The sequence below is a fragment of the Shinella yambaruensis genome, assembly GCF_050859155.1.
Classification (GTDB): domain Bacteria; phylum Pseudomonadota; class Alphaproteobacteria; order Rhizobiales; family Rhizobiaceae; genus Shinella; species Shinella yambaruensis.
The window spans coordinates 377,897-402,220 of record NZ_CP150639.1; the positions used below are offsets into that span (position 1 = coordinate 377,897).

Consider the following 24,324-nt stretch of genomic DNA (forward strand, 5'->3'; position numbering starts at 1 on the left):
CGATGGACAGGAAATGGCGGTGGACGAGGGCAGCTACGATTTCATCGTCGTGGGCGCCGGCTCGGCCGGCTGCGTTCTGGCGAACCGGCTTTCGGCCGATCCGAAGAACCGGGTGCTGCTCATCGAGGCCGGCGGCTCGGACCGCTACCATTGGGTCCATGTGCCGATCGGCTACCTCTATTGCATGGGCAATCCGCGCACGGACTGGATGATGAAGACGGCCGCGGAGGCCGGCCTCAACGGCCGTATGCTCAACTACCCGCGCGGAAAGGTGCTCGGCGGCTGCTCGTCGATCAACGGCATGATCTACATGCGCGGCCAGGCCGCCGACTATGACGGCTGGCGGCAGGCGGGCAATGCCGGCTGGGGCTGGGACGACGTGCTGCCCTATTTCCTGAAGTCGGAGGACAATTACCGCGGAAAATCCGCCCTGCACGGGGCCGGCGGCGAATGGCGCGTCGAGCGCCAGCGGCTCTCCTGGCCGATCCTCGACGCCTTCCGCGATGCGGCCGAGGAACTCGGCATTCCGAAGACCGACGATTTCAACGACGGCGACAACGAGGGCTCCGGCTATTTCGAGGTCAACCAGCGCGGCGGCCTGCGCTGGAACACCACGAAGGCCTTCCTGCGGCCGGCGATGAAACGGCCGAACCTGCGTGTCCTGACCGGGGCGGAGACCGAGCGGGTGGAATTCGACGGCAGGACGGCGACCGGCGTGCGCTTTCGCCTGCGGGGCCGCATCTGCCTTGCCCGCGCCACGCGCGAGGTGGTGCTGTCGGCCGGCGCGATCAACTCGCCGAAAATCCTGGAACTGTCGGGCATCGGCCGGCCGGGCCTGCTTTCCGCCCTCGGCATTCCCGTGCGCCATGAACTGAACGGCGTCGGCGAGAACCTGCAGGACCACCTGCAGATCCGCACGGTCTTCCGGATCGAGGGCGCGCGCGCGCTGAACCAGCTCTACCACAACCTCTTCAGCCGGGCCGGCATGGGCCTGCAATATGCGTTTTCCCGCTCCGGCCCGCTCTCCATGGCGCCGAGCCAGCTCGGCATCTTCGCCAGGAGCGATCCCGCCGTCGCGACGCCCGACCTCGAATATCACGTCCAGCCGCTCAGCACCGACCGGGTCGGCGAGCCCTTGCACCGCTACCCGGCGGTCACCGTTTCGGTCTGCAACCTCCGGCCGGAAAGCCGCGGCACGGTGCATGTGACGACCCGCGACCTTGCCGAGGCGCCGGAAATCCGCCCGAACTACCTCTCGACGGCCGGCGACCGGCTGCTTGCGGCGAAATCCATCCGCCATGCCCGCAGCCTCATGCAGACCAGGGCGATCGCGCCGTTCCGCCCGCAGGAAATGCTGCCCGGCCGGGAATACGAGAGCGAGGAGGACCTGATCCGCCGGGCCGGCGACATCGCCACCACCATCTTCCACCCCGTCGGCACCTGCAAGATGGGCAGCGACCCGATGGCGGTGGTGGACACGAAGCTCGCCGTGCACGGCCTGAACCGGCTGCGCGTCGTCGACGCCTCGATCATGCCGAGCATCGTCTCCGGCAACACCAATTCGCCGGTGATCATGATCGCGGAAAAGGCGGCGGAAGCGATCCTGGCAACGAGGTGATGGTTTGCCATCGCTTGCCATCTTGATGGCAAGATTGCGCGGCACTATGTTTCCGCCGAAGGAGGCCATCATGGCAGAACCGCAGCTTTCCGTCCGCAGCGCCCGCGCCCGCGACCTCGCCCACCGCCTCGCGCGGCGGGAAAACCGCACGATCGCCGATATCGTCGAGCGGGCGCTGGAGGCCTATGCGGTGCGGGAGGCCGGCAGCGAGCCGGCGGCCCGCTTCTACCGGCGGCTTGCCGCCGATTTCGGCGCGGAGGTCGATCTGGAAGCCGCGATCCGCGAACATCGCACGCCTCACGAGGGGCTCGACCTGTGATCTTCCTCGACACGAACGTGGTGTCCGAGACCCTGAAGAAGGCGCCGTCGGAAAGCGTGCTCGCCTGGCTCGTGCGTTTCGACGCCGAACTGGCGTTGCCGACGGTGACGATTGCCGAGATCGCCTTCGGTATCCGGAAGATCAGGCCGGACGAGCGGGCAGACCGGCTGGAGCAGGGGCTGGCCGAATGGCGCCGCCGCTTTGCCGGGCGGATCTTCGGCCTGACGGAGGCGGCGGCCCTTGCCTATGGCGAGATCATGGGGCAGGCGGTGCGGGAAGGCCGCCCGATGACGGCGCCCGACGGCATGATCGCCGCGATCGCCCGCGTCAACGGTGGCCGGCTTGCGACGCGCAACATCCGGGACTTTACCGGCACCGGCGTCGAACTCGTCGATCCCTGGGCATTCTGACGACCGAAGTGAATCGCAAGGAAGCGCCGTGCTGCCGTCGCGTGGACCGGATCTCGTCAGGCCAGTTCGGAGGCCCGCTCCAGCGCTTTCAGCATCGTGCGTTCGGCAAGGTTGAGATAGGTCTCCATCTGCGCCGCGGCCTCCTGCGGCCGGTTGGTCTCGACGAGCGTCGTGATGGCGTCGTTCATATCGACGAAGGGGGAGTGCAGGTGCTCCGGGTCGTTGAGCAGCCCGAAGCAGAGGCGTAGTTCCGCCGAGATGCGCTCGTAGAATTCGTTGAGCCGCGCGCTGTCGGAAAGGTCGATGACGGCGGTATGGAACATCATGTTGGCGCTGCCGACGCCGATCCAGTCGCCTTCGGCACGCCGCTCGCGCGCCATCTCCACCGCCGCGCGCATCGCCCGGATCGCCGGGTGCTGCTGCCAGGCCTGGCGCAGTGAGCCGCATTCGAGCATGCGCCGCACGCGGTAGATGTCGATGATCGAGGCCATGGAGGGCACGGCGACGAAGACGCCACGGTTGGCCTCGTGGCGCAGCAGCCCGTCCTTGGTGAGCAGGCGGAAGGCCTCGCGCAGCGAGTTGCGCGAGACGTCGAAGCGGTCGCTGAAGGCGGCTTCCGACAGGCGCTGGCCGGGGGAGAGTTCCCCCGAGATCAGCAGCGTGCGAATGCGCCGCGCCAATCGATCCGCCAGCGGCAGGCCTTCTCCGTCATCCGTCATCGTCGTCTCCCCGGCCCGATTCCGTTTCCTCGGGCGCCCTCTTTCCAAGCTGGCCATAGCACGAATGGGTGAGCAATGGGGCTGAAAAGTGCGGCGAATCCCGTGCTATGTGATTGGTAAAACGGCAATAATAAGGAACGATATAGAAATATTGTTGAACAATATTGACATTTTTGTGTGACGGTTCATCATTTAACGATGCATCACTCGCGAGGGGCGGGTGTGTGAGAGCGGAGAAATCTCATGGAACAGAATGCAGCTGCGCCTGCCGGCGCGGGTGTGATCGCGCAGGGCATCCACACCGTCAAGTCCCGTCGTTCGGCGCTGGTCGCCGCGATCTTCCTGATGGCGACCTCCGCCATCGGCCCCGGCTTCATCACGCAGACGGCGACCTTCACCACCAAGCTCGGCGCCGCCTTCGCCTTCGGCATCCTCGCCTCCATCCTCATCGACTTCGTCGTTCAGCTGAACATCTGGCGCATCGTCACGCTGACGCGCATGCGCGCTTCCGATGTCGCCAATGCCGCCATTCCCGGCTCGGGCTATCTTCTGGCCATTCTTGTCATCGTCGGCGGCCTGTTCTTCAACATCGGCAATATCGGCGGCACCGGCCTCGGCCTCAATGCGGTCTTCGGCCTCGATCCGAAGATCGGCGGGGCGATCAGCGCGGTGTTCTCGATCGGCATCTTCCTGTCGAAGCGTGCCGGCCTTGCGGTCGACCGCTTCATCGTCTTCGCCGGCATCCTGATGATCGTGCTGACGCTTTACGTCGCCTTCGTGTCCGGCCCGCCGGTGGGTGACGCGCTGTTCCAGACCGTCCTGCCCGATACGATCGACTTCGCCACGATCACCACCATCGTCGGCGGCACGGTCGGCGGTTACATCACCTATTCCGGCGCGCACCGCCTGCTCGACCGCGGCATGGTCGGCCAGGAGCACCTGTCGGCCGTCACCCGCGCGGCGCTCACCGGCATCGCCGTGACCGGCCTGATGCGCTACGTGCTCTTCCTCGCCATCCTCGGCGTCGTTGCCAGCGGCGTCATCATCGACACCGCAAGCCAGGCGGCGAACCCGGCCGCCCAGGCCTTCCAGGCCGCTGCCGGCGATGTCGGCCTGCGCCTCTTCGGCATCATCTTCTGGGCAGCGGCTATCACCAGCGTCATCGGCGCGGCCTATACCTCGATCTCCTTCATCACCGTCTTCAAGCAGGATATCAGCGAGCACGCCCGCAACATGGCGACGGTCGTCTTCATCGCCATCTCGCTGGTCTCCTACCTGCTGATCACCACGCCGCCCGCCGCCATGCTGGTCTTCGTCGGCGGCCTCAACGGCCTCATCCTGCCGATCGGCCTCAGCATCTTCCTCTTCGCCGCCTGGAAGCGCGAGGACCTGATGGGGGGCTATCGCTATCCGCGCTGGCTGCTCGCCCTTGGCGTCCTGGTCTGCGCGCTGACATGGTATATGGGCTACAAGTCGGCCGGCACGATCTTCGGCCTGCTCGGTCTCTAAGGAAAAGGGGAGGGAACAATGGCAGCGATCGATCTCAACAGCGATCTCGGTGAAAGCTACGGCGCCTGGCGCATGGGCGACGATGCGGCGATGCTCGCCGTCGTCTCCTCCGCCAACATCGCCTGCGGCTTCCATGCGGGCGATCCGGCCGGCATCTACCGCACGGTTCAGGCGGCCGCGAAGAACGGCGTCGTCATCGGCGCCCATGTCTCCTATCCGGACCGCGTCGGCTTCGGCCGGCGCGACCTGGACGCGACGTCCGAGGAGCTGATCGCCGACGTGATCTACCAGATCGGCGCGATCAAGGGCGTCGCCGCCGCGGCGGGAACGACGGTGCGCTACGTCAAGCCGCACGGCGCGCTCTACAACCGCATCGCCTATGACGCCAGGCAGGGCCAGGCCGTCATCGACGGCATCAAGGCGGTCGATCCCTCGCTGGTCCTGATGGGCCTTGCCAATGCGCCGATCCTCGATCTCGCCCGCAAGGCCGGCCTTGCCGTCGTCGCCGAGGCCTTTGCCGACCGCGCCTATACGCCGAAGGGCGAGCTCGTCTCGCGCCGCGAGCCCGGCGCGGTGCTGCACGACGCGGCGAAGATCGCCGACCGCATGGTGCAGCTTGCCCGCGAGGGGACGCTCGAAGCCACCGATGGCAACACGATCCGCATCGAGGCACAGTCGATCTGCGTGCACGGCGACAGCCCCGGCGCGGTCGCCATCGCAGAGGGGATCCGCCGCCGCTTCGAGGCGGAAGGCATCGCCATCCGCTCCTTCGCCGACAAGTCGTAAGGAGCGGCCATGACGATCCCCATCGCCTTCCTGGACCATGCCGACGCCACGGCCGCCCGCAAGGCGCGGGCCGATTATCGAGGCGGGCTCGTCGCGCCCACCTCCGGCATCGCGCCGGGCTTCACCCAGGCCAACATGATCGTGCTGCCGCGCGACTGGGCCTTCGATTTCCTGCTCTATGCGCAGCGCAACCCGAAGCCCTGCCCGGTGCTCGACGTCTCCGATCCCGGCTCGCCGACGACGCTGCTTGCGCCCGGCGCGGACCTGCGCACCGACCTGCCGCTCTACCGCATCTGGCGCGATGGCAGGCTCGCGGAGGAGACGGCGGACGCGTCGGCGGCCTGGGCGGAGCGCGACGACCTCGTCGCCTTCCTGATCGGCTGCTCCTTCACCTTCGAGACGCCGATGGTCGAGGCCGGCATCGAGATCCGCCACATGACGGACAAGACCAATGTGCCGATGTACCTGACCAACAGGGCCTGCCGGCCCGCCGGCCGGCTCAAGGGCAACATGGTCGTCTCCATGCGGCCGATCCCGGCCTCGCGCGTCGCCGACGCCGCCACCATTTCCGGCCGCTTTCCGGCCGTGCATGGTGCACCGGTCCATGTCGGGGCTCCCGAGGAAATCGGCATCGCCGACCTTGGGAAGCCTGATTTCGGCGATGCGGTGCGCATCGAGCCCGGCGAAGTGCCGGTCTTCTGGGCCTGCGGCGTCACCCCGCAGGCGGCCGTGATGGCGTCCGGCGTGCCCTTCGCCATCACCCATGCGCCGGGCCACATGTTCATCACCGATATCCCCGATTCCGCCTATCACGCGTGAGGGTTCGATGCGCTTTCTTCCCGTCAGCCTGACCACCGTCCTCGTCGAGCTTGCCGATCTCGACGAGACGCTCGCCCTCTTCGCCGCGCTCACGGCCGATCCCGTCGACGGCATCGAGGAGATGGTGCCGGCCGCACGCACGCTGATGATCCGCTTCCGTCCCGAAAAGGTGACGGCCGCGGATCTGGCGGCCCGGATTAGCACCCGCGACCTTTCGGCGAAGATCGCCCCGTCGGAGCATCTGGTCGAAATTCCCGTGCGCTATGACGGCGAGGACCTGCGCGATGTCGCCGACCTGACCGGCCTCAGCGTCGAGGAGGTCGTGCGCCGGCATACGGAAAGCGAATTCACCGTGGCCTTCTGCGGCTTTGCGCCCGGCTTCGGCTATCTCGTCGGCGGCGATCCGGTCTTGCATGTGCCGCGCCGCAAGAGCCCGCGCACCCGCATTCCGGCGGGTTCTGTCGCCCTTGCGGGCGCCTTCAGCGGCGTCTACCCGCAGGCGAGCCCCGGCGGCTGGCAGATCATCGGCACGACGCCGGTCCGGATGTGGGATATCGACCGCGAGCCTGGCGCGCTGTTCCAGCCCGGCTATCGCGTGCGCTTCTTCGACATGGAGGCCGCGGGCCGGACCGTCAGCATTCCCGAGCCGGCCGTCAAGCCGGACCGCACCGTCGCGGCGGATGCGCCGCAGTTCAGGGTGCTGGCCGCGCCCATGCCGGCGGTCTTCCAGGATCTCGGCCGTTTCGGCCAGACGGGGCAGGGCGTTTCCGCCTCCGGCGCGCTCGATCGCGCTGCCTTCAATTCCGCGGGCCGCATCGTCGGCAATCCGGCCAACACGCCGGCGCTGGAACTCACGCTCGGCGGCTTCTCCTTCGAAAGCAACGTGCGCGCCGTGATCGGCCTTGCCGGCGCCGCCTGTCCCGTGACGGTCCGCGATGCGGACGGCCGTGCCCACGACTTTTCGATTCTGCAGCCCATCGCGCTGGAGCCCGGCGACGTCGTGACGATCGGCCATCCGAAGGCGGGCATGCGCACCTATCTTGCCGTGCGCGGCGGCTTCGATGTCGCGCCGGTCCTCGGCAGCGCGGCGACCGATACGCTGGCCGTCGTCGGTCCCGAGCCGGTCACGGTCGGGACGGTGCTGGCGCTGAGCGGCCGCAAGGCGGGGCTTGCGAGCGTCTCGCCGGATGAACTCCCCGCCTTCGACCTGCCCTCGGCCGGCGACGTGGTGACGCTCGACGTGGTGCTCGGCCCCCGCACGGACTGGTTCACGCAGAAGGGCATCGAGACGCTGACGAGCCAACTCTGGCAGGTCACGCCGCAATCGAGCCGCGTCGGCATCCGCCTTGCCGGCGAGGTGCCGCTGGAGCGCAAGGACAGCGCGGAACTGCCGAGCGAAGGCACGGCGACGGGCGCCATCCAGGTGCCGCACAGCGGCCAGCCGGTGCTCTTCCTTGCCGACCATCCGCTGACCGGCGGCTATCCCGTCATCGGCGCCGTCGCCGAATACCATCTGGACCTTGCCGGCCAGATCCCGATCAATGCAAAAATCCGTTTCCGCCCGATCGGCCCCTTCGCCGACATCGCCGCGACCCGCTAGGAGGACTGCCATGAAGAAAGTGCTGATTGCCAATCGTGGCGAGATCGCCGTGCGCATCGTGCGCGCCTGCCGTGATTACGGCCTCCAGTCGGTCGCCGTCTATGCGGATCCGGATGCGGACGCGCTGTTCGTGCGCCTGGCCGATGAAGCCTACGGGCTCGAAGGCGTGCGCCCGGCGGAAACCTATCTCGACATCGAAAAGCTGATCGCGGTTGCGAGGCGCGCCGGCGCGGATGCGGTGCATCCGGGCTACGGCTTCCTTTCCGAGCGTGCCGAATTCGCGCGCGCCGTGCAGGGTGCCGGCCTCATCTGGATTGGCCCCGATCCGTCCGTCATCGAAGCGCTCGGCGACAAGGTCGAGGCGCGGCGCATCGCGCAGGGCGTCGGCGCGCCGCTGGTCGCGGGCAGCGACGGCCCGGTGTCCTCGGCGGCCGAGGTCGTCGCGTTTGCGGAACGGCACGGCCTGCCGGTCGCCATCAAGGCGGCGCATGGCGGCGGCGGGCGCGGCCTCAAGGTGGCCTGGAAGATGGAGGAGGTCGCCGACCTCTACGAATCCGCCGTGCGCGAGGCGACGGCGGCCTTCGGCCGCGGCGAATGTTTCTTGGAACGCTTCCTCGACCGGCCGCGCCATATCGAGGCGCAGGTCATCGCCGACAAGCATGGCAACGTGCTGGTGCTCGGCACCCGCGACTGCTCGGCCCAGCGCCGCAACCAGAAGCTCATCGAGGAGGCCCCGGCGCCCTTCCTCTCCGACGAGCAGCGCCGGAAGATCCACACCGCCGCCAAGGCCATCTGCGCGGCTGCCGGCTATTCGGGCGCCGGCACGGTGGAGTTCCTGCTCGGCGTCGACGGCACGATCTCCTTCTTGGAGGTTAACACCCGCCTCCAGGTCGAGCATCCCGTCACGGAGGAGACGACCGGCATCGACCTCGTCATCGAGCAGTTCCGCATCGCCGAGGGCCTGCCGCTGCGTGTGCTGGAAACGCCGGAACCGCGCGGCCATTCCATCGAGTTCCGCATCAATGCGGAAGACCCCGGCCGCGGCTTCCTGCCGACGCCCGGCGCCATCACCGTGTTCGATCCGCCCTCCGGCCCGGGCGTGCGCCTCGACAGCGGCGTCGTTACAGGTTCCACCGTGCCCGGCGTCTTCGATTCGCTGGTCGCCAAGCTGATCGTGACCGGCGCGACGCGCGAGGAGGCCCTGCGCCGCGCCCGACGCGCGCTGAAGGAGTTCCGCATAGAGGGCGTCGCGACGGTCCTGCCGTTCCACCGCGCTGCCATCGACACGGCGGATTTCATCGGCACGGACGGCTTCAAGGTGCATACCCGCTGGATAGAGACCGATTTCGCCGCCATGCCCGAGGCCATGGCCCGGCCGGAGCCGGCCGACGATCCGACGCTGGTCCGCACCCATCTCGAAATCGACGGCAGGCGCGTGTCGATCGCCCTGCCGAGCCTGCTGCTCGCCGGCCTCGGCGCGGCGGGGCAGGGCAGCGCATCGGCCGCGGGCAAGGGCGGACGGCCCGCCGAGGATGGCATAACGGCCCCGGTTTCCGGCACGCTGCAGGCCTTCAAGATCGCCGACGGCGCCACCGTCGCGGAAGGCGACCTCGTGGCGGTCATGGAGGCGATGAAGATGGAAACGCAGGTTCTCGCGCCGAAGGCTGGGCGGCTCAGGCTGCGCGTGAAGGAAGGCGACTACCTCCAGGCCGGCGACGTGCTGATGGTGTTCGAAGGCTGATTGGATGCCGGCTTCCGGTTTTCGGCAGCCTGTCAGGGACAAAACCCGTATACCTCTCCTCCGCCATGGTCGGGCTTGACCCGACCATCCACAGCCGCGGGTGCCGCGTGGATCCTCGGGGCGCGCCCGAGGATGACGGAGTGCTTGGGGTGATGCTTATCATCGAGTTGACGGCTCTCGGTCTTCGAGAGCCCACTTCCCAATCAAAAATCCGGCGCCACGCCGAAGACGAATTCGCAGGGCGTGTGCGACATGTTGAAATACTGGTGGTCGAAGCCGGCGGGGATGTAGAAGCCGTCGCGCGGATTGAGCTCGAACCAGGCCTGGCCCTCGGCATCCGGGATGTGGATGTTGAGCACGCCGGAGACGACATAGAGGCATTCGTCGCCCTTGTGGCGCTCGATGCGGGTGCGCTTGCCGCCGAGCACCGTCGTCTTGCCGACCGTCAGCTGGTCCGTCGCGCAGTAGAAGCCGGTATAGGCGCCCTGCGTCTCGGCGTCGAGGCTCCAGAGCATGTCCGCATCGCGCTTGGGATGGATGGTGCGGGACTTCTCCTGTGCCGCCGCCTCCATCGGCCAGCGGCCGAGGAATTCGTCCTGGATGTAGCGGTTTTCCGAAAGCAGCGGCTTGGTGCGGGCATAGGGGCCGGACGTGCCCTTGGCCGGCGGCGGGGCGAAGAATTCGAGCACGCGCACCTGCTCCTCGCCGAGGTTGAAGCCGTGGTGCCAGGTGTCCTTGCGGAAGAACAGCGCCTCGCCGGGCTTGGCGATGCAGACCTCGCCCGTTTCCGGATTGGCAAGGCCGAGCGTGCCGCTGATCACGTAAAGCAGCTCGTCCGCGCCGAAGATGGTGCGAAAGGCATCGGTGTGCTTGAAGCAGCCGCCCGGCTGCATGCCGAAGACGATCTGGTGGATGTTTTCCGTGGAGGCATAGATCCAGTCGTCGACGAGGCCGGCATTCTCCTCACCCCAAAGATGGCGCGTCACGCCGGCATAGGGAATATGGCTCGGCCGGTCGAAGACGGGGCGGGGGGACGGCTTGTAGCCCATGGAAGACTCCTTTTCAGATAGTGGCAAGCTAGGGGGCTGGGGCACCAGCGGGACGTGTGCGCGCGATCAGCCGGTCGATGACGGCCTGCTTCATGGCGGGGTCGAGATGCATGACGTTGAACACCTCGGCCATCCACATGCCCTCGATGGCGAGGCGGATGATCGTCGCTTCGACGGGATCGAGGCCGTCCGTCTCGACGGCGGCCTGGCAGCGGATGTTCTGCTGGTGGACGATTTCGAGCAGGTCGGGAAAGTTGGACAGCGCCGCCGTGATGCTGGCGCCGAGCCGGTCGTACTGGTCGCCGGTGCTGGCGGCCCCGCCCATCGTCGCCTTCACATAGGCGCGGGTGTAGCGGCCATGCGGCTCCTCGTCCTCGCCCTCGATGCCGGAAAGACCGGTCTCGAAGCGATAGACGAAGCGCTCGACCATGGCGCGCACCAGCGCGTCCTTGCTGGCGAAGTGGTAGAGGATGCCGCCCTTGGAGAGCCCCGTCACCTCCGCCACCTTGTCGAAGGTGAGCGAGGAGACGCCCTCGTTGACGACGATCTCCTCGGCGGCGCTGAGGATGCGTTCCCGTGCGGTGCCACGTCTTGCCATGTCGAACCCCGATGCTGTTGCTGGTCTTCCCGCTATAGCGACGAACTTTCGCGCAGGCGACCGACGATTTCGGCCATCAGGGCGAGGTCCTGGCGGGAGTCGTCGAGCGTCGTCTTCGGCGCCGTGCCGTTCACCAGATGGTCGTGGAAGGCGCGCAGCTCGATGGCGAAGGGATCGGTGTAGTTCGGACCGAAGGTGCGGGTCTCGGTCTCGGTGTCGGTCGAGTCCGTGACTTCCAGCGTGGTCGGCAGGTTGCGGATGTAAGGCGTGTCGTAGCCGAAGCTGAGGCGGCGGCGGTCGGAATAGACCTCGATGCGGGCATCGAAGCGCGCGACATTGTCGATCAGCGCCTCGTAGATCGCGGTGAAATGGCCGTAGTCGAGGAGCGCGACGATCTGCTCGCCGTTCTGCTTGTGGTGGGCGGCGATGACCCGCTGCGGCAGGCCGATCAGCTCGCGCATGGCCGAGAGGCTGTGCGAGGAGAGGCCGGTCAGCACCTGGTAGGCGCGCATCAGGCTGGGCGAGGCGTCCTTGCCGGCGACGTCGCGCAGCAGCGCCTCGGTCTCGGCGCGGGACTTTGCGAGGAAGGCGCCGTCGAGATCATCAGGATAGAAGATGTTGCGCGTCTGGCGGATGAAGAACGGGCCTTCGCAAATGAGGTCGCGCACGCGCACATAGCGCAACGCCTCCTTTGCCGGCATCATCTCCTTGGCCCTCAGGAAGCTTGCCGAATAGCGCCGCATATAGGCGACGAAGACGAGGCGGCCGGATTTTTCGGCAAGCGGCAGAACGTCGTCGATCTCGCCGAGCGTCAGGCAGGCGGGCTTTTCGAGGAAGACGTCCTTGCCCGCCTTCAGCGCCAGGTCGAGATAGTGGCGGTGTGTCTGGTCGGGCGTCAGGATGAAGACGGCGTCGATATCGGACGCCGCGAGCAGCGCTTCGGCGCTCTCATAGGCGCGCGCGCCGGGATAGCGGCCGGCGCAATGGGCGGCGAGGCTCGGCGAGACGTCGAAGACGCCGGCGACCTCGAAGAGATGGCGGTGATCGGCAAGGATCGGCAGGTGCATGAGCTGGCTCACCTCGCCAAGGCCGATGAGGCCGACACGGACGACACGCATGGAAAAGACCTTTCTGCCCCGCAAGGGGCCTAACCCTTGACCGCTCCGGCGGTGAGGCCGGAGACGATGTATTTCTGGAAGAGCAGCGCCATCACGATCAGCGGCACGGTGACGATGGTCGATGCGGCCATGATCGCGCCATAGGGGAACTCGTAGCGGCTGGAGCCGGAGATGAGGGCGATCGCGACCGGCACCGTGCGGTTCTCGTCCGTCAGGATGAAGGTGAGCGCGAAGAGGAACTCGTTCCACGAGGCGATGAAGGCGAGCAGGCCCGTCGAGATCAGTGCCGGCCCCATCATCGGCAGGAAGATGCAGCGCACGATGCGCAGCGGCGAGCAGCCGTCCATGATCGCCGCCTCCTCGATCTGCCGCGGCAGGCTGCGCATGAAGGTGGTCAGCACCCAGATGTTGAAGGGCAGCGTGAAGATCATGTAGGCGAAGATCAGCGAGCCGAGCGTGTTGTAGAGGCCGAGCCAGCGGATCATCTCGAAGAGGCCGGAGAGCAGCGCGATCTGCGGGAACATCGAGACGGCGAGGAAGAGGAACATGATCGGCGAGCGGCCCCGGAAATCGATGCGGCCGAGCGCATAGGCCGCCGCGATCGCCAGCCCCAGCGAGAGCGCCACGACGGAAGCCGCGACGATGAGCGAGTTCAGGAGGCTGCGCAGGAACACGCCGTCCGACAGGATCGCCTCGTAATTGTTGAACTTCAGGTCCGGCAGGAAGGTGACGTCGAAGATCGCCTGGCCGGATTTCAGCGAGGAGGCGATCATCCAGTAGAAGGGAAACAGCGTGTAGAGCGCGACCACGGCAAAGAGCCCGTAGATCGCGATGCGGTGAAGGCGCCTGCCCGTTGCACTGCGCACCATGTCACACCCCCAGGAGCTTGCGGTTGAGCCGGAAGACGGTCACGTAGATCGCCGTCACCACGGCAATCATCAGGAAGATCGCGGCGCTCGCCGCAGAGCCGACGCCCATGTCCTGGAAATTGACCAGCACCTCGCGGGCATAGATCGACACGGTCTTCGTGTCGTCGCTGTTCGAGGACAGCACGAAGCTGAGGTCGAACATGCGCAGCGCATCGAGCAGCCGGAAAAGCACAGCGACGGCGATGCTGGGGGCAAGCAGCGGCAGGGTGAGCGCGGTGAATTGCCGCCATTCCGACACGCCGTCGATCGAGGCGGCCTCGTAGATGCTCTTCGGCAGCATCTGCAGGCCGGCGAGGATGAGCAGCACCATGAAGGGCGTGGTGATCCAGACGTCGACGGCGATGATGACGGGCATGACGAGATCGGGATTGGCCGTCCAGGCGATGCCGTGGTCGATGACGCCCATGAGCTTCAGCACATGGTTGAGGATGCCGAACTGGTCGTGCAGCATCCACTGCCACATGCGCGCGCTGACGACGACGGGAATGGACCAGGGAATGAGAATGACCGCGCGCATGAAACCGCGGCCGGACATGTGGGCGTTCAGCAGCAGCGCGATGGCAAGCCCCAGCGCCGTCTCGATGGAGACCGACACGACCGTGAAATAGAGCGTGTTGCGGACCGACTGCCACCACAGCGCATCCTCGAACAGCGTGAAATAGTTCTCGAGGCCGATATAGGCGTAGATGTCGGGCTCGGTGAGGAAGGCGTCGGTGAAGGAGAAGAGGAAGGTCCGCCCGAGCGGCCAGAGCGCCACGGCGAAGAGCACGAGAAGGCTCGGCGCGAGGAACAGCCAGGCCGTGCGCGCCCGCTTGGCATTGAGGCCGATGCGTATCGCTCCCGTGGCCATGTCATGCACCCCTCGGGTTGAGAGCGCGCTCGTCCTTGTCGAAGAGATGCGCGCGCGTGTGGTTCCAGCCGACGACCGTGGTGGCGCCCGGCCGGATCTCCGGCCTGCCCTGCGCCTTGGCGACGATCGAGCGGCCGTCGCCGACATTGAGATGGACGAGGGATTCGCCGCCCAGCGGCTCGACGAGCAGGACCTCGGCCTCCAGCGTTGCATCGCCCCCGCCGAGGATCAGGTCTTCCGGCCGGATGCCGAGGCTGACATCGCCCGCATAGTCGTGGGCGGAGAGGCGATGGCGACCGCCGGCAAGCGACAGCACGCTCTCCTCGCCCTCGCGCACCAGCATGCCCGGCAGGAAATTCATGCGCGGCGAGCCGATGAAGCCCGCGACGAAGCGGTTTGCCGGGCGCTCGTAGAGTTCCATCGGCGTGCCGACCTGCGCGATGCGGCCGTCCTTCAGCACGACGATGCGGTCGGCGAGTGTCATCGCCTCCATCTGGTCGTGCGTGACGTAGACGGTGGTGGCCTTCACCTCGCGGTGGATGCGGGCGATCTCCACGCGCATCTCCATGCGCAGGTCCGCATCGAGGTTGGACAGCGGCTCGTCGAACAGGAAGAGCTTCTGCTGGCGCACGAGGGCGCGGCCGATGGCGACGCGCTGCTGCTGGCCGCCGGAAAGCTGCGCCGGGCGGCGGTCGAGCAGGTGGTCGATCTTGAGGAATTTCGCCGCCTTCGTCACGCGCTCGCGGATTTCGGCGGCGGGAAGCCGGGCGGTCTCCAGCGCGAAGCCGAGATTGCGCTCGACATTCATGTGCGGATAGAGCGCGTAGGACTGGAAGACCATGGCGATGTTGCGTTTTGCCGGCGGCGTCTCGTTCATGCGGCTGCCGGCGATGCGCAGCTCGCCGTCGGAGATCTCCTCCAGCCCCGCGATCATGCGCAGCAGCGTGGACTTGCCGCAGCCCGAAGGGCCGACGAAGACGACGAACTCGCCCTCGGCAATCGCAAGGTCCACGCCGTCGATAACCGTCAGCGCGCCGAACCGTTTGACGACATTGATGAGATCTATACCGCTCATGGCCGTTCCATCTTGCTGATTGTCTTTTCCGCGATCGTGCCGCTCGCCCGGGCCGCGAGTGCCGCAACGCCGATGGCGCAGGCGGTGTCGCCGATGAGGCTCGGCACGATCGGCATGTCCCGCGCTCCCTCCGCCCAGATGAAGCCGCGCGTCAGCGCCGAAAGCCGCGGCGTCACCTTGGGGTCGCTGCCGATGCCGCCGCCGAGGACGAGCATGGCGGGGTCGAGCGTGTTGACGAGCTGGCCGAGATAGGAGGCGAGCGAAAGGAGCGCATCGGCGACCATCGTTGCCGCCCGCGGGTCCGTCGCCTCCGCCTCGAACAGCGCGCGCGCCGAGGCGTCGGGGCGGCCGGTGAGCGCGCCGTAGCGCTCGCCGAGCGCCTTGCCGCCGGCAAAGAGCTCGAGATTGTGCCGCACCGCGCGGCCATCACCGTCGAAGGCGACGATATCGCTGCCGGAGAAATGAATGGCGAAGCCGCGGGCGCCTTCATAAGGCGCGCCGCCGATGACCAGCGAATGGGAAAGGCCGGTGGAGATGGTGGCGTAGACGAAGGGATCGACGCCCCTGCCGGCGCCCATCCAGCCCTCGGCGAAGGCGGCGGCGCGCACGTCGCTGTCGATGTGCAAGGGGGCGAAGGCGCCAAGGCGGGCGCGGTAATCGAGGCCGCGCCAGTCGAAATTCCAGGCCGAGGCCGGCTCGCCGTCCCGCGTCACGAGTTCCGGCAGGCAGATGCCGAGGGCCGCGATGTCGAGATCTTGCGCGTCCGCGCGATCCTGCATGGCCGCCGCGAGATCGCAGACGAGGTCGAGCACGGCGCCGCCGCCGTTCTGGCAAAGCGTCGCCTCGGTGCGCTCGGCGACGACTGCACCGTCCGAAAGCCGGACGATGCAGGCCTTCGTCTTCGTGCCGCCGACATCGATGCCGATCGCGTGCCGTGTCATGGCCGCGCCCCGGCGGCCGCGTCGGCATGGAGCTCGTCGTTCCGGCATTCGGCAAGGATGGTCGCCGGCCAGGATGGATCGTAGGCCGTCGCTGCCGAAAGGCGGCGGAAGGCCGCGCGCTTGCCGTCGCCCCAGACGATCATCGCGACGGCCTTCGACAGCGTGGCGATGGAGCCGATGCCGATGGTGAGGCCGTGGGTCGGCACCTCTTCGATCCCGCGGAAGTCCGGGAAGGTCGCAAGGTTGTCGCGTCGTGTCTGCTCGGCGAGCGTGACGATGCGCGTGCGGCTGTCGCGGGCGGAACCCGGCGGGTTGAAGGCGATATGGCCGTCGCCGGCGCCGGACGCGAGCAGGAACAGGTCGATGCCGCCAAGGGCAGCGAGCTCGCCGTCATAGGCCGCGGGATCGGTGAGCGAGGGCATGCGGAAATTCGTCTCGGGCATGCGCAGGGCGTCCGGCAGTGCCCGGTTGATACGCCCGACGATCTCGCGCTCGCCGAAGCCGCGGCATGAATAATGCGCGGAGGCGGCGGGCGGACTGAGGCCATCGCCGTCCGGCAGCAGGTATTCGTCCATCATCGCGATGACGAGGCGGGAGCAATCGACAGGGGCGGCGGTCAGCTGGCGCTCCAGCGCCTGGTAGACGGGCATCGGGCTGCGCCCGCCCGGGCAGCCGAGCACATAAGGCCGGCCGGCGACATTGGCGGCGCCGATTTCCGCGAGGATGCGGGCCGAAAGATGCGCGCCGATCGCCTCGGGCGTGTCGTGGATCATGGTCTTCATCGGCCGGTCCGCTCCGCAAGCAAAGCCGAGACGAAGGCGAAGTTCCGCGCGGCGATCGCCTCCGGCGTCTCGGGATGGTTCGGCGCAAGGTCCTGTTCGACGACCAGCGGGCCGTCATAGCCGCTCGCCAGCAGCGTCCGCATGAAATCGGCGATGTCGACCGCACCGCGGTCGAGATCGGTCATGATGCCGTCCTCGAAGGCACGGTCGCAATGGATGTTCTGCGCCAGCACCTTCTCGCGGAAGGCGCCGTCGACGTTCTTGAGATGGATGGCGTTGATGCGCGCCTTGTGGCGCAGGAAGAACGCCTTCGGGTCCGCTTTCCAATAGGCGTGGTGGCCGGTATCGAGGCAGAGGCCGACGAGGCCGGGATCGGTCTCCGCGAGAAGTCGCTCGATCTGGTCCTCATGCTCCACGCAGGTGCCGACATGCGGGTGGAAGCTGAAGTGCAGGCCGTAGTCGCGCACGATCCGGGCGGAACGCAGGGTCTGCTCGACGACGGCGCGCCAGCCGTCCTCGCCGACGATGCCCATCCGGTCCTTCGGGTAGAATTCCGACTCGTCCATCAGGATGAAATGCGTGCCGCCGACGGCCGAAAGCAGTGTGCAGATCTGGTGCGTCCGTTCGGCCAGGGCGTCCGCGGTGGCGGCGTCCGCCAGCGTGTGGACATGGGCCGCCGCGACCACGGAGAGGCCGCGGCGGTTCAGTTCGTGCGAAAGCACCTTGGGATCGGTGGAGAAGTAGCCATAGGGGCCGAGTTCGGTATGCCGGTATCCGGCCGCGACGATGCGGTCGAGGTAATCGGTCCAGCCGAGGTCGTTGCCGGTGGGCCAGTAGACGCCCCAGCAGCACGGTGCGATCGCGATATTCACTGTCTTTTCCTTGGGTTTCCAGAACGGTCCCGGCGGCGATCTCGCTTCCGGAACCGCATAAAACAGAAAGACGGCGCCTTCCCGGCTTTCCCCGGAAAGGCGTCCGGACCGTTACCAGCCGCGCTTCTTCAGCCGTTCCAGATCGCTGCTCACCTTGGCGAGCGCGTCGGCGGCGCTTTCCTTGCCGCTCAGCACGTTGTGCACGCCGTTGAAGATGCGCTGCGAGACGCGGTTGTAGGAGGCGCCCGTGACCTGCGACGGCCGCGAGGCGCTTTCCGCATAGGCCTTCTCGGCAAAACGCAGCGAGGGATTCTTCTCGATGATCTCCGCGTCCTGGTAGAGCGCCTTCAGCGTCGGGCTGTAGCCCTGCAAAGCGCGGCGTTTCTGCTCGCTGGCGCTGGTGAGGTACTGCACGAGGCTGACGGCGGCATCGACGTCGTCGGCATATTTCGATACGCCGAGAAGGCCGGCGCCGTAGCAGCCGCTCGATTTCTCGCCTTCCGTCCCGACCGGCAGCGCCATCACGCCGACCTTGCCGAGCAGCGAGGAGCCCTCCGCCTGGCTGGTGCCCCAGACGTAACCCCAGTTGCGGTGGAAGATGGAGTTGCCGGCCTCGAAGACGCCGCGCGAGCCTTCCTCGTCATAGTTGAGCACGCCTTCCGGGCTGATGCCGCCGATCCAGGTGCGGGCGAGTTCCAGCGCCTCGACGGCCTTCGGATTGTTCGCGGTGATCTCGCCGTCCGGCGAGATGAAGGTGCCGCCGCCATAGGAGGCGACCCATTCGAGCGCATCGCAGATCAGCCCCTCATAGGCGCGGCCCTGCCAGACATAGCCCCACATGTCCTTGTTGCCGGCGGCGCGTTCCTGTTCCTGGATGGACTTTGCCGTCTCGGTCAGTTCCGCCCAGGTCTTCGGTTCCGCCTTGCCGTATTTTTCAAGCAGGTCCTTGCGGTAGAACATCAGGCCGGCATCGACGAACCAGGGCATGGCGAGCAGCTTGCCCTCGATGGTGCTGTCGGCGAGCGCCGCCTCGAAATGCGCCGAAAGCTCCTCCGTCGGGACCTTCTCCTTGAGGTCGACGAGGTGGGCGGCGAGCGCGCCGACCCAGATGTTGTCGAGCGTCAGCACGTCGATGTCGCCCGACTTGCCGGCGAGAAGCTGCTGGTAGAGCGGCAGGGCCTCGCCCCAGTTCGCGGGCATCTTGTTGATCTTGACCGTATTGCCGGTCTCCTTCGCCCAGGCCTCGGAGGCCGACTGGCAAAGCTCGAGCTCGGCGCCGGCCGAGCTGCAGAAGATCGACACTTCCGCCGCTGTTGCAGAGCCACCCCACAGGACGGCGCCGACCAGCGCCGTCGTTCTCAGAAATCCATCCAGCTGCACCGTGTTTCCTCCCACACTGCGTTGAGCACGGAAAATTACTATACCGTCTGGTCGGTAGAGTAAAGCGGGCGAAAGGTCCTTTGGACGGCGATGGTGGATAACGGAGCGAGCGCTGCGGCGAGGGCTCTTGCGGCCCCGTGGAGCTGGCTGCGCAGGCGCGTGGCGGCCCCTTTCCACCATGCCGGCGATCTGCCCGGCGGGTACGCTTCAGGGGTGGAAAAGTCCCCCACGCCGGCCGGCGTGGGGTGCGGGAAGGGGGATTGCGGAAGCACAGGCTCCGCCCTCCCTTCGGTCCTTCAGGCTGGTGCTCAATCGTCGTCGGAAGACGAGTTCGACGAGGAGTTGGAGGAGGAGTTCGACGACGAGTTCGAACTCGAATTGCTGGAAGAGTTCGACGAGCTGTTCGAGTTGGAATTGCTCGACGAGTTGGAGCTCGAATTCGAGTTGGAGTTCCGCGAGGAATTCGACGAGCTGTTGGAGTTGCGGTTGGAATTCCAGCTGCCCCGGCGGTCGTCGTCCCGGTCGCGGCTGGAGCGGACATGGCTCGCCTTGCTGCTGCGCACCATCTTCTGCAGGAAGCGGTGGACCGGGTCGTCGGCGACGGCCGGCGCCGGCGCGGCGGCACCGGCCACGAGCAGGGCGCCGAGGATTGCGATGAGTTTCTTCATGGCATGTCTCCTTTGAATGGCAGCCTTGCCGGCTGCACAGGAGGAACGGTGGGCCAGGACATCTATTCCATGAAAAATGAGTTATTTTTCAATGCTATAGCGCGCCACTCCAGCCCACGCGGCTTCGCCGCCGCTGCGTGCGGCAGCGGCGGTGGGAAGAGCGGTCGTCTCTTCGGTCCTATCGCTGGGCGCGCGCGAATTTGCGGTACCAGCCGTCGGCGGCGAGCGTCTTGCGCAGGATCGTCTTGCGGACGACCCCTTCCGCCTCGCGCTCGGCGCGGATGTCGGCGTCGAGGTCTGACGTCTCGCGGCGGAAGGGGATGACCTGCACGAGGGGCGTGCCGCGTTCCAGCACATGCAGGCCGTCCTCGCCGGTGGCGAAGAACGGAAAGTGGATTTCCGACTGGTAGGTGTCGGTATCGACGACGCCCGAAACGACCTCGAAGACGCCGTTCGGCCGGTTGAGCGGCGGCACGAAGAGGCAGCTCCAGCCGGGCGGCGTGCGGATGGTCCAGTAGTTGTGGAACTTGCAGGGCGGCAGGGGCTCGCGCGGATTGCCGGCGACCTGGTGGCTGGCATGGTTGCTGACCAGCGTGCGATCGAAATCCCAGCCGCAATCCACGGTCCTCCCGCCGTCGGAGATCTCCATGCGCACGGTGCCGGCAAGCCCGATGACCCAGCCTGCCGCCATGGCGTCGAGGAAGGGCATGCAGCGTTTCACCGTCAGGCCGCTGTTGTTCGGCGAGACATGGGCGGCATCGACGGGCGGCAGCTTGCGGAACCAGTCGGGCAGGGCCGTCTTGGCGCGCACGGGGGCGGGGATGACGCCCTCGTCCTCCTTGCGGCAGAGGAAGGTCAACCGGGGCTGCGGCTTCTTCAGAAGGGCGAGTGCCATCGCTGTTCTCCTCATCGTTCGATGGGGGAGGAACGGCGCCGGGCGCGGTCTATTCCCGGCATCTCGAAAAATGTCGGGACATGCCGTCGCCCGGCCGCGGCCTTCAGTCGGCGGTGGCGGGAGCGATCCGGTAGAGATGGACCGGCCTGCGCGGTGCGCGCCGGATGAGGCCCTTCGCCTCGAGATCGAGCTGTACGGCCTTCATCCACCAGCCCGCCTTCTGCCGTTCCGGAAAGTCCGTTTCCGAGAGGAAGGGCAGGAGGGCCGCCTGGGCCTCGGCCACGGTCATGCCGGGCGCGGTGTCCGGCAGGGCGGCGAGCAGCGCCTTTCGCATCGCCGTGTATTTCGTGCGGTCCACCCGCTCCGTGCGGCCGGGAATGTTGACGTTCTCGATTTCGATCTTCTCAGGCATCGATGGTTCCTCCCACGGTGATTTTCGGATTGCGGAAGCCCATGGCGATCCATGCCGCCAGAAGCTTGGCATAGAAGGCGACGGTATGGGTCTTGAGGTTCGGCATGTCGGCCGGCAGGCCGGAGGCGTCGGCAAGGTCGCCGGTCATCGTGCGGAACGCCGACTTCGGCCGTATATCCTCCGGCCACAGATGCAGGTAGAGGCTCAGCCAGTGCGCGCCCTTCATCTCCAGGAAGACCGGCGTGTTGCAGCAGGCCGCGATCACCCGGCGCGAGCCGGCGGTGGGGGAGAGGCGGAATTCCCGGAGGTTTTCCGCGCCGGAGAGGATCTCCACCCGGTCCTTGCGGTACTCCGCCGTGGGCGTCGCCTGATAGGCGGTCAGGGTGTTTCTCGCGCCGGGAAGGGCGGCGAGCCTGCCGGCGGCGGCCCGGCAACTGTTGCACAGGCATTCGGAAACGAGGATCGGGCTTCCCCGCAGTTCAAGGCGCGTCTGTCCGCAGGCGCAGCCGATCCGGGTCGTTCTCATCATGTGCGTCATCCTCCATGGCGTTGAACAGGTGTCGTATGTATCGCTCCAGGTGATCGAGGCTTTCGCGCGCGAGCGCAGGGTCGTTGCCGGCCTTGGCGAGGACGAAACCGCCCTGCAGAACGGCCTGCATGTGCCGCGCCAGGCTCTCGGCGGACCAGTCCGCCGTGATGCCGCGTTCCCGCCGTGCCGTCTCGATATCGGCCTCCAGCGTCGCCGTATGGCCGAAGATGCTGCGGCCGCAGGCATCGCGAATGTCGGGCGCGCTCGCATGGACCTCCTGTGCCATCGTTCCGACGAGGCAGGTGAAATCCTTCAGCGCGCCCGTGATGATCGCCTTGCGGAAGGCGACATAGGCAAGGATCCGGGCCAGCGCGTCGTCCGGTGCATGATAGGGTGCGGCGGCGAAGTAGGCCGTTGTCGTCTCCGCCCAGAACTCGGCCACCGCCACGCCGAGCGCCTCCTTGCTGGCGAAGTGATGGAAGAAGGCGCCCTTGGTGACATCGGCGGCCTTGCAGAGATCCTCGACGCTGGTTGCGGCAAAACCCTTCTCACGGATGATGTCGCGCGCCGCCTCCAGGAGCCGGGTTCGTGCGTTGCCGCGTTCGGGTGCGTGTTTGGTTGGTCTGGACATGTCGTTAACATACCATACGGTCGGTATGTGTCAATAGTAGATTGATATCAACCCATGTGATGTTGCCGCACGCCCTTTTCGAATGGCGCGCAATCACATGGGAAGCCGCCCTCTGCCTGCGGGCGTCTCCTCTGCCAGCGGTCCGGCTATCCATCAGTCTTTTGGCGTCAAGGATGCCCCGCAGGCTGAGCCCTCCTCATGGGAGCAGTCCATCAATATGGAAGGAAACCGCTGCCCCATCCCCTTCTCCCCCGCGGGGAGAAGGGGCCGGCAGGCGGATGAGGGGGAGGTCGGAAGCGCAGACGATCCGGCGGAGTCCTCCATCCGACCCTTCGGGCCCCCTTCTCCCCGCGGGGGAAAAGGGAAAACGGCAGCGTCGAATTCTCTATGCGTTTGCCTTGCCATAGGGGACGGGAAGGGGGATGGCCTTCTGCATACCCGGCCCGAAAGGGACGTCAGCAGGTCCCTCGTTTCAAGGGGAAAGCGCCTTGCGCTCCTCCTCGGCGGACAGCGGCGGGCCGGCCTGGATGGAGGCGAGGTAGGCGTCGACGGTCTCCTGCGCGGAGGCGGGCACATAGCCTTCGGCCAGCGGCGTCGTCAGCGCGAGTCGCGTCGTCCAGGCGCCGTCCTGGCGGCAGGCGACGGTCTGCGTGCTGCTTGCCGGCTGCGTCAGCCGGTATTCCCGGCAGAGCTCGCCCCGCTCGTCGCGGAAGGTGGCGACGACATGCAGCACGGCGGTGCCGAGCGTCACATCCTGGCCGGACGCCTCGCGGTCGAGGGCGGCGGCGATTTCCGCGCCGGCATCGGTGACGGATGGCCCCATGCGTCCGAGCGTGAAGCCGACGACGCCGGTGACCAATGCCACGAGGCTTGCCGCGATCGGCATGAGCCAGCGCCGTGCCGCCGCCCGGCCGGCCTCCGGCTGCGGCCTTGCGGGGAAGGAGACGACATTGTCCTGCGGCGGCGCCGTCTTCTCCCCGGCCTCCTGCACCATGCGGCGCACCGAGGCGGCGAGCGCTTCGGGCACCGGTTCGTCGATCAGCGGCTTGAGGGCATCGCCGACCAGCCGGCGGCTGTCGAGGAAGACGGCGAGCCGTTCGGCGAGGGCCTCGTCGTCGGCCAGCGCTTCTTCCAGCGCGAGGCTCCGCGCCTCGTCCAGTTCGCCGTCGGCGAAGGCCATCAATGTTTCGTCGTCGAATGCCTGTTTGCTCATAGAACGCCGCCTTTCGTATCGGACGAACGCCCTTCGCCGAAACTTATTCCCGTGAGCTGCATCAAATTTTTCCGGGCGCGGGCAAGGCGGCTCATCACCGTGCCGATCGGAATGGCCAGCACCTCGGCGGCATCGCGGTAGCTCATGTCCTCGACGCAGACCAGGACCAGCACTTCACGCTGCTCTGTCGGCAGCCTCTGCAGGGCGGCGGTCACCCCGGCGAGATCCATCCGTGCATGAGCGGCCGCCTCGCCCGACGGCACGGAGACGTCGCGGGCCTCATCGATGTCGTCGTGCGGGCCGGCGGTCTTCTGGCGGCGCAGGTGGTCGATCCACAGGTTGCGCAGGATGCGGAACATCCAGGCGTCGAAGCGGCTGTCGGGCGCAAAGCTGTCTGCCGCGAGGATCGCCCGCTCGCACGCCGCCTGCACCAGGTCGTCGGCCAGCTCCCGCGACCGGCAGAGCGAGATCGCGAAGCGTCTGAGGTTCGGCAGGAAGGCCACAAGCCGTTCCGGCACCGTCGGCATGGTGTTCGTCATGGGATTTCTTTGGCATGCCATGGAATAAGCTGTCGAGTCGAACGTATGCCAGGAAGGACAATCAACGGAAGGCCGCACCCGACGGACGGCCGCCGCCACGGGAGACGGACCATGCCGAGCCGCCTTGCAGACAGAACCAACCGCCTTTCCCTCCTCCTTGCCCTCGCCATGGGGGGGCTCGTCGCGTTGCCCGCGCCGCAGGGTGGTTTGTCGCCCGGCATGGCCGTGGCCCTCGCCGATGACGATGACGGAGGCGATGACGATGACGACGACGACCGCGGCGGCAGTCGCGGGCGGGGCGGAGACGATCGCCGTGCAGACC

The 24,324-nt window shown here is 67.1% G+C and carries 26 protein-coding genes; 8 read left to right on the top strand and 18 right to left on the bottom strand.

The window, feature by feature from the left end; translation table 11 throughout:
• Positions 1 to 13 precede the first annotated feature (13 nt).
• From WMC41_RS24135 to WMC41_RS24145, 3 genes are all read left to right on the top strand, one after another.
• Positions 14 to 1,618 carry a GMC family oxidoreductase gene (locus tag WMC41_RS24135; RefSeq protein ID WP_432349327.1) on the top strand — a complete coding sequence of 535 codons (1,605 nt, stop codon included), beginning with the start codon at positions 14 to 16 and terminating at the stop codon, positions 1,616 to 1,618.
• Between the two features lie 70 nt (positions 1,619 to 1,688).
• The gene (locus WMC41_RS24140) at positions 1,689 to 1,937 is read left to right on the top strand and encodes a type II toxin-antitoxin system VapB family antitoxin (protein WP_288079336.1); all 249 of its coding nucleotides are present in this window, start codon (positions 1,689 to 1,691) and stop codon (positions 1,935 to 1,937) included.
• On the top strand, positions 1,934 to 2,347 hold the full coding sequence (locus tag WMC41_RS24145; protein WP_272807842.1) for a type II toxin-antitoxin system VapC family toxin: 414 nt from the start codon (positions 1,934 to 1,936) through the stop codon (positions 2,345 to 2,347). Before WMC41_RS24140 ends, WMC41_RS24145 begins: the two co-directional genes overlap by 4 nt.
• Positions 2,348 to 2,403: 56 nt before the next feature.
• On the opposite strand, the gene WMC41_RS24150 is transcribed toward WMC41_RS24145, so the two are convergent.
• Positions 2,404 to 3,066 carry a GntR family transcriptional regulator gene (locus WMC41_RS24150; protein ID WP_244766492.1) on the bottom strand — a complete coding sequence of 221 codons (663 nt, stop codon included), beginning with the start codon at positions 3,064 to 3,066 and terminating at the stop codon, positions 2,404 to 2,406.
• Between the two features lie 243 nt (positions 3,067 to 3,309).
• Here WMC41_RS24150 and WMC41_RS24155 point away from each other — a divergent pair, with 243 nt between their 5' ends.
• From WMC41_RS24155 to WMC41_RS24175, 5 genes are read left to right on the top strand one after another with little or no spacing between them, the layout of a single operon-like run.
• Positions 3,310 to 4,575: an NRAMP family divalent metal transporter gene (locus WMC41_RS24155; RefSeq protein ID WP_272807843.1), complete on the top strand. Its 1,266-nt coding sequence runs from the start codon at positions 3,310 to 3,312 to the stop codon at positions 4,573 to 4,575.
• Positions 4,576 to 4,593: 18 nt separating this feature from the next.
• Positions 4,594 to 5,361 (top strand): LamB/YcsF family protein, encoded by a 768-nt coding sequence (locus tag WMC41_RS24160; protein ID WP_288079339.1) that lies wholly within the window; start codon positions 4,594 to 4,596, stop codon positions 5,359 to 5,361.
• A gap of 9 nt (positions 5,362 to 5,370) precedes the next feature.
• On the top strand, positions 5,371 to 6,180 hold the full coding sequence (locus tag WMC41_RS24165; RefSeq protein ID WP_432349305.1) for a putative hydro-lyase: 810 nt from the start codon (positions 5,371 to 5,373) through the stop codon (positions 6,178 to 6,180).
• A gap of 7 nt (positions 6,181 to 6,187) precedes the next feature.
• Positions 6,188 to 7,780: a 5-oxoprolinase/urea amidolyase family protein gene (locus WMC41_RS24170; protein WP_432349307.1), complete on the top strand. Its 1,593-nt coding sequence runs from the start codon at positions 6,188 to 6,190 to the stop codon at positions 7,778 to 7,780.
• A 10-nt stretch (positions 7,781 to 7,790) separates the two neighbouring features.
• The gene (locus tag WMC41_RS24175) at positions 7,791 to 9,521 is read left to right on the top strand and encodes an acetyl/propionyl/methylcrotonyl-CoA carboxylase subunit alpha (RefSeq protein WP_432349309.1); all 1,731 of its coding nucleotides are present in this window, start codon (positions 7,791 to 7,793) and stop codon (positions 9,519 to 9,521) included.
• 203 nt (positions 9,522 to 9,724) lie between these two features.
• Here the strand turns inward: WMC41_RS24175 and WMC41_RS24180 are convergent, their stop codons facing one another.
• The 17 genes from WMC41_RS24180 to WMC41_RS24260 all read right to left on the bottom strand — a co-directional run bounded on the left by WMC41_RS24180 (position 9,725) and on the right by WMC41_RS24260 (position 24,002).
• Entirely contained in the window at positions 9,725 to 10,570 is an 846-nt protein-coding gene (locus tag WMC41_RS24180; RefSeq protein WP_432349310.1) for a cupin domain-containing protein, read from the bottom strand.
• Between the two features lie 28 nt (positions 10,571 to 10,598).
• Positions 10,599 to 11,168 (bottom strand): TetR/AcrR family transcriptional regulator, encoded by a 570-nt coding sequence (locus WMC41_RS24185; protein WP_432348437.1) that lies wholly within the window; start codon positions 11,166 to 11,168, stop codon positions 10,599 to 10,601.
• A 32-nt stretch (positions 11,169 to 11,200) separates the two neighbouring features.
• Positions 11,201 to 12,286 (bottom strand): Gfo/Idh/MocA family protein, encoded by a 1,086-nt coding sequence (locus WMC41_RS24190; RefSeq protein ID WP_432348438.1) that lies wholly within the window; start codon positions 12,284 to 12,286, stop codon positions 11,201 to 11,203.
• A 29-nt stretch (positions 12,287 to 12,315) separates the two neighbouring features.
• The gene (locus WMC41_RS24195) at positions 12,316 to 13,155 is read right to left on the bottom strand and encodes a carbohydrate ABC transporter permease (protein ID WP_244766501.1); all 840 of its coding nucleotides are present in this window, start codon (positions 13,153 to 13,155) and stop codon (positions 12,316 to 12,318) included.
• Position 13,156: 1 nt separating this feature from the next.
• Positions 13,157 to 14,065 carry a carbohydrate ABC transporter permease gene (locus WMC41_RS24200; RefSeq protein WP_244766502.1) on the bottom strand — a complete coding sequence of 303 codons (909 nt, stop codon included), beginning with the start codon at positions 14,063 to 14,065 and terminating at the stop codon, positions 13,157 to 13,159.
• A 1-nt stretch (position 14,066) separates the two neighbouring features.
• Positions 14,067 to 15,140 (bottom strand): ABC transporter ATP-binding protein, encoded by a 1,074-nt coding sequence (locus tag WMC41_RS24205; RefSeq protein ID WP_244766503.1) that lies wholly within the window; start codon positions 15,138 to 15,140, stop codon positions 14,067 to 14,069.
• Complete coding sequence (locus WMC41_RS24210) at positions 15,137 to 16,081, bottom strand: ROK family protein (protein WP_432348440.1); 945 nt, start codon at positions 16,079 to 16,081, stop codon at positions 15,137 to 15,139. The genes WMC41_RS24205 and WMC41_RS24210 overlap by 4 nt, the downstream gene beginning before the upstream one ends.
• Complete coding sequence (locus WMC41_RS24215) at positions 16,078 to 16,863, bottom strand: 6-phosphogluconolactonase (RefSeq protein WP_432348441.1); 786 nt, start codon at positions 16,861 to 16,863, stop codon at positions 16,078 to 16,080. The genes WMC41_RS24210 and WMC41_RS24215 overlap by 4 nt, the downstream gene beginning before the upstream one ends.
• Positions 16,860 to 17,735, bottom strand: coding sequence for a sugar phosphate isomerase/epimerase family protein (locus WMC41_RS24220; protein ID WP_432348443.1), 876 nt, complete (start codon positions 17,733 to 17,735; stop codon positions 16,860 to 16,862). Before WMC41_RS24220 ends, WMC41_RS24215 begins: the two co-directional genes overlap by 4 nt.
• 111 nt (positions 17,736 to 17,846) lie before the next feature.
• Positions 17,847 to 19,109 carry an ABC transporter substrate-binding protein gene (locus tag WMC41_RS24225; protein WP_432349329.1) on the bottom strand — a complete coding sequence of 421 codons (1,263 nt, stop codon included), beginning with the start codon at positions 19,107 to 19,109 and terminating at the stop codon, positions 17,847 to 17,849.
• Positions 19,110 to 19,423: 314 nt separating this feature from the next.
• On the bottom strand, positions 19,424 to 19,783 hold the full coding sequence (locus WMC41_RS24230) for a hypothetical protein (RefSeq protein WP_272807856.1): 360 nt from the start codon (positions 19,781 to 19,783) through the stop codon (positions 19,424 to 19,426).
• A 178-nt stretch (positions 19,784 to 19,961) separates the two neighbouring features.
• On the bottom strand, positions 19,962 to 20,678 hold the full coding sequence (locus WMC41_RS24235) for a DUF6065 family protein (RefSeq protein ID WP_244766509.1): 717 nt from the start codon (positions 20,676 to 20,678) through the stop codon (positions 19,962 to 19,964).
• A gap of 103 nt (positions 20,679 to 20,781) precedes the next feature.
• Positions 20,782 to 21,090, bottom strand: coding sequence for a DUF6958 family protein (locus WMC41_RS24240; RefSeq protein ID WP_432348446.1), 309 nt, complete (start codon positions 21,088 to 21,090; stop codon positions 20,782 to 20,784).
• Entirely contained in the window at positions 21,083 to 21,619 is a 537-nt protein-coding gene (locus tag WMC41_RS24245; RefSeq protein WP_432348448.1) for a GFA family protein, read from the bottom strand. The genes WMC41_RS24240 and WMC41_RS24245 overlap by 8 nt, the downstream gene beginning before the upstream one ends.
• Positions 21,570 to 22,250, bottom strand: a complete 681-nt coding sequence (locus tag WMC41_RS24250; protein ID WP_432348449.1) for a TetR/AcrR family transcriptional regulator — start codon at positions 22,248 to 22,250, stop codon at positions 21,570 to 21,572. Before WMC41_RS24250 ends, WMC41_RS24245 begins: the two co-directional genes overlap by 50 nt.
• A 472-nt stretch (positions 22,251 to 22,722) precedes the next feature.
• Positions 22,723 to 23,463, bottom strand: coding sequence for an anti-sigma factor family protein (locus WMC41_RS24255; RefSeq protein ID WP_432348450.1), 741 nt, complete (start codon positions 23,461 to 23,463; stop codon positions 22,723 to 22,725).
• Positions 23,460 to 24,002 (bottom strand): RNA polymerase sigma factor, encoded by a 543-nt coding sequence (locus WMC41_RS24260; protein WP_432348451.1) that lies wholly within the window; start codon positions 24,000 to 24,002, stop codon positions 23,460 to 23,462. Before WMC41_RS24260 ends, WMC41_RS24255 begins: the two co-directional genes overlap by 4 nt.
• Positions 24,003 to 24,324: the final 322 nt, after the last annotated feature.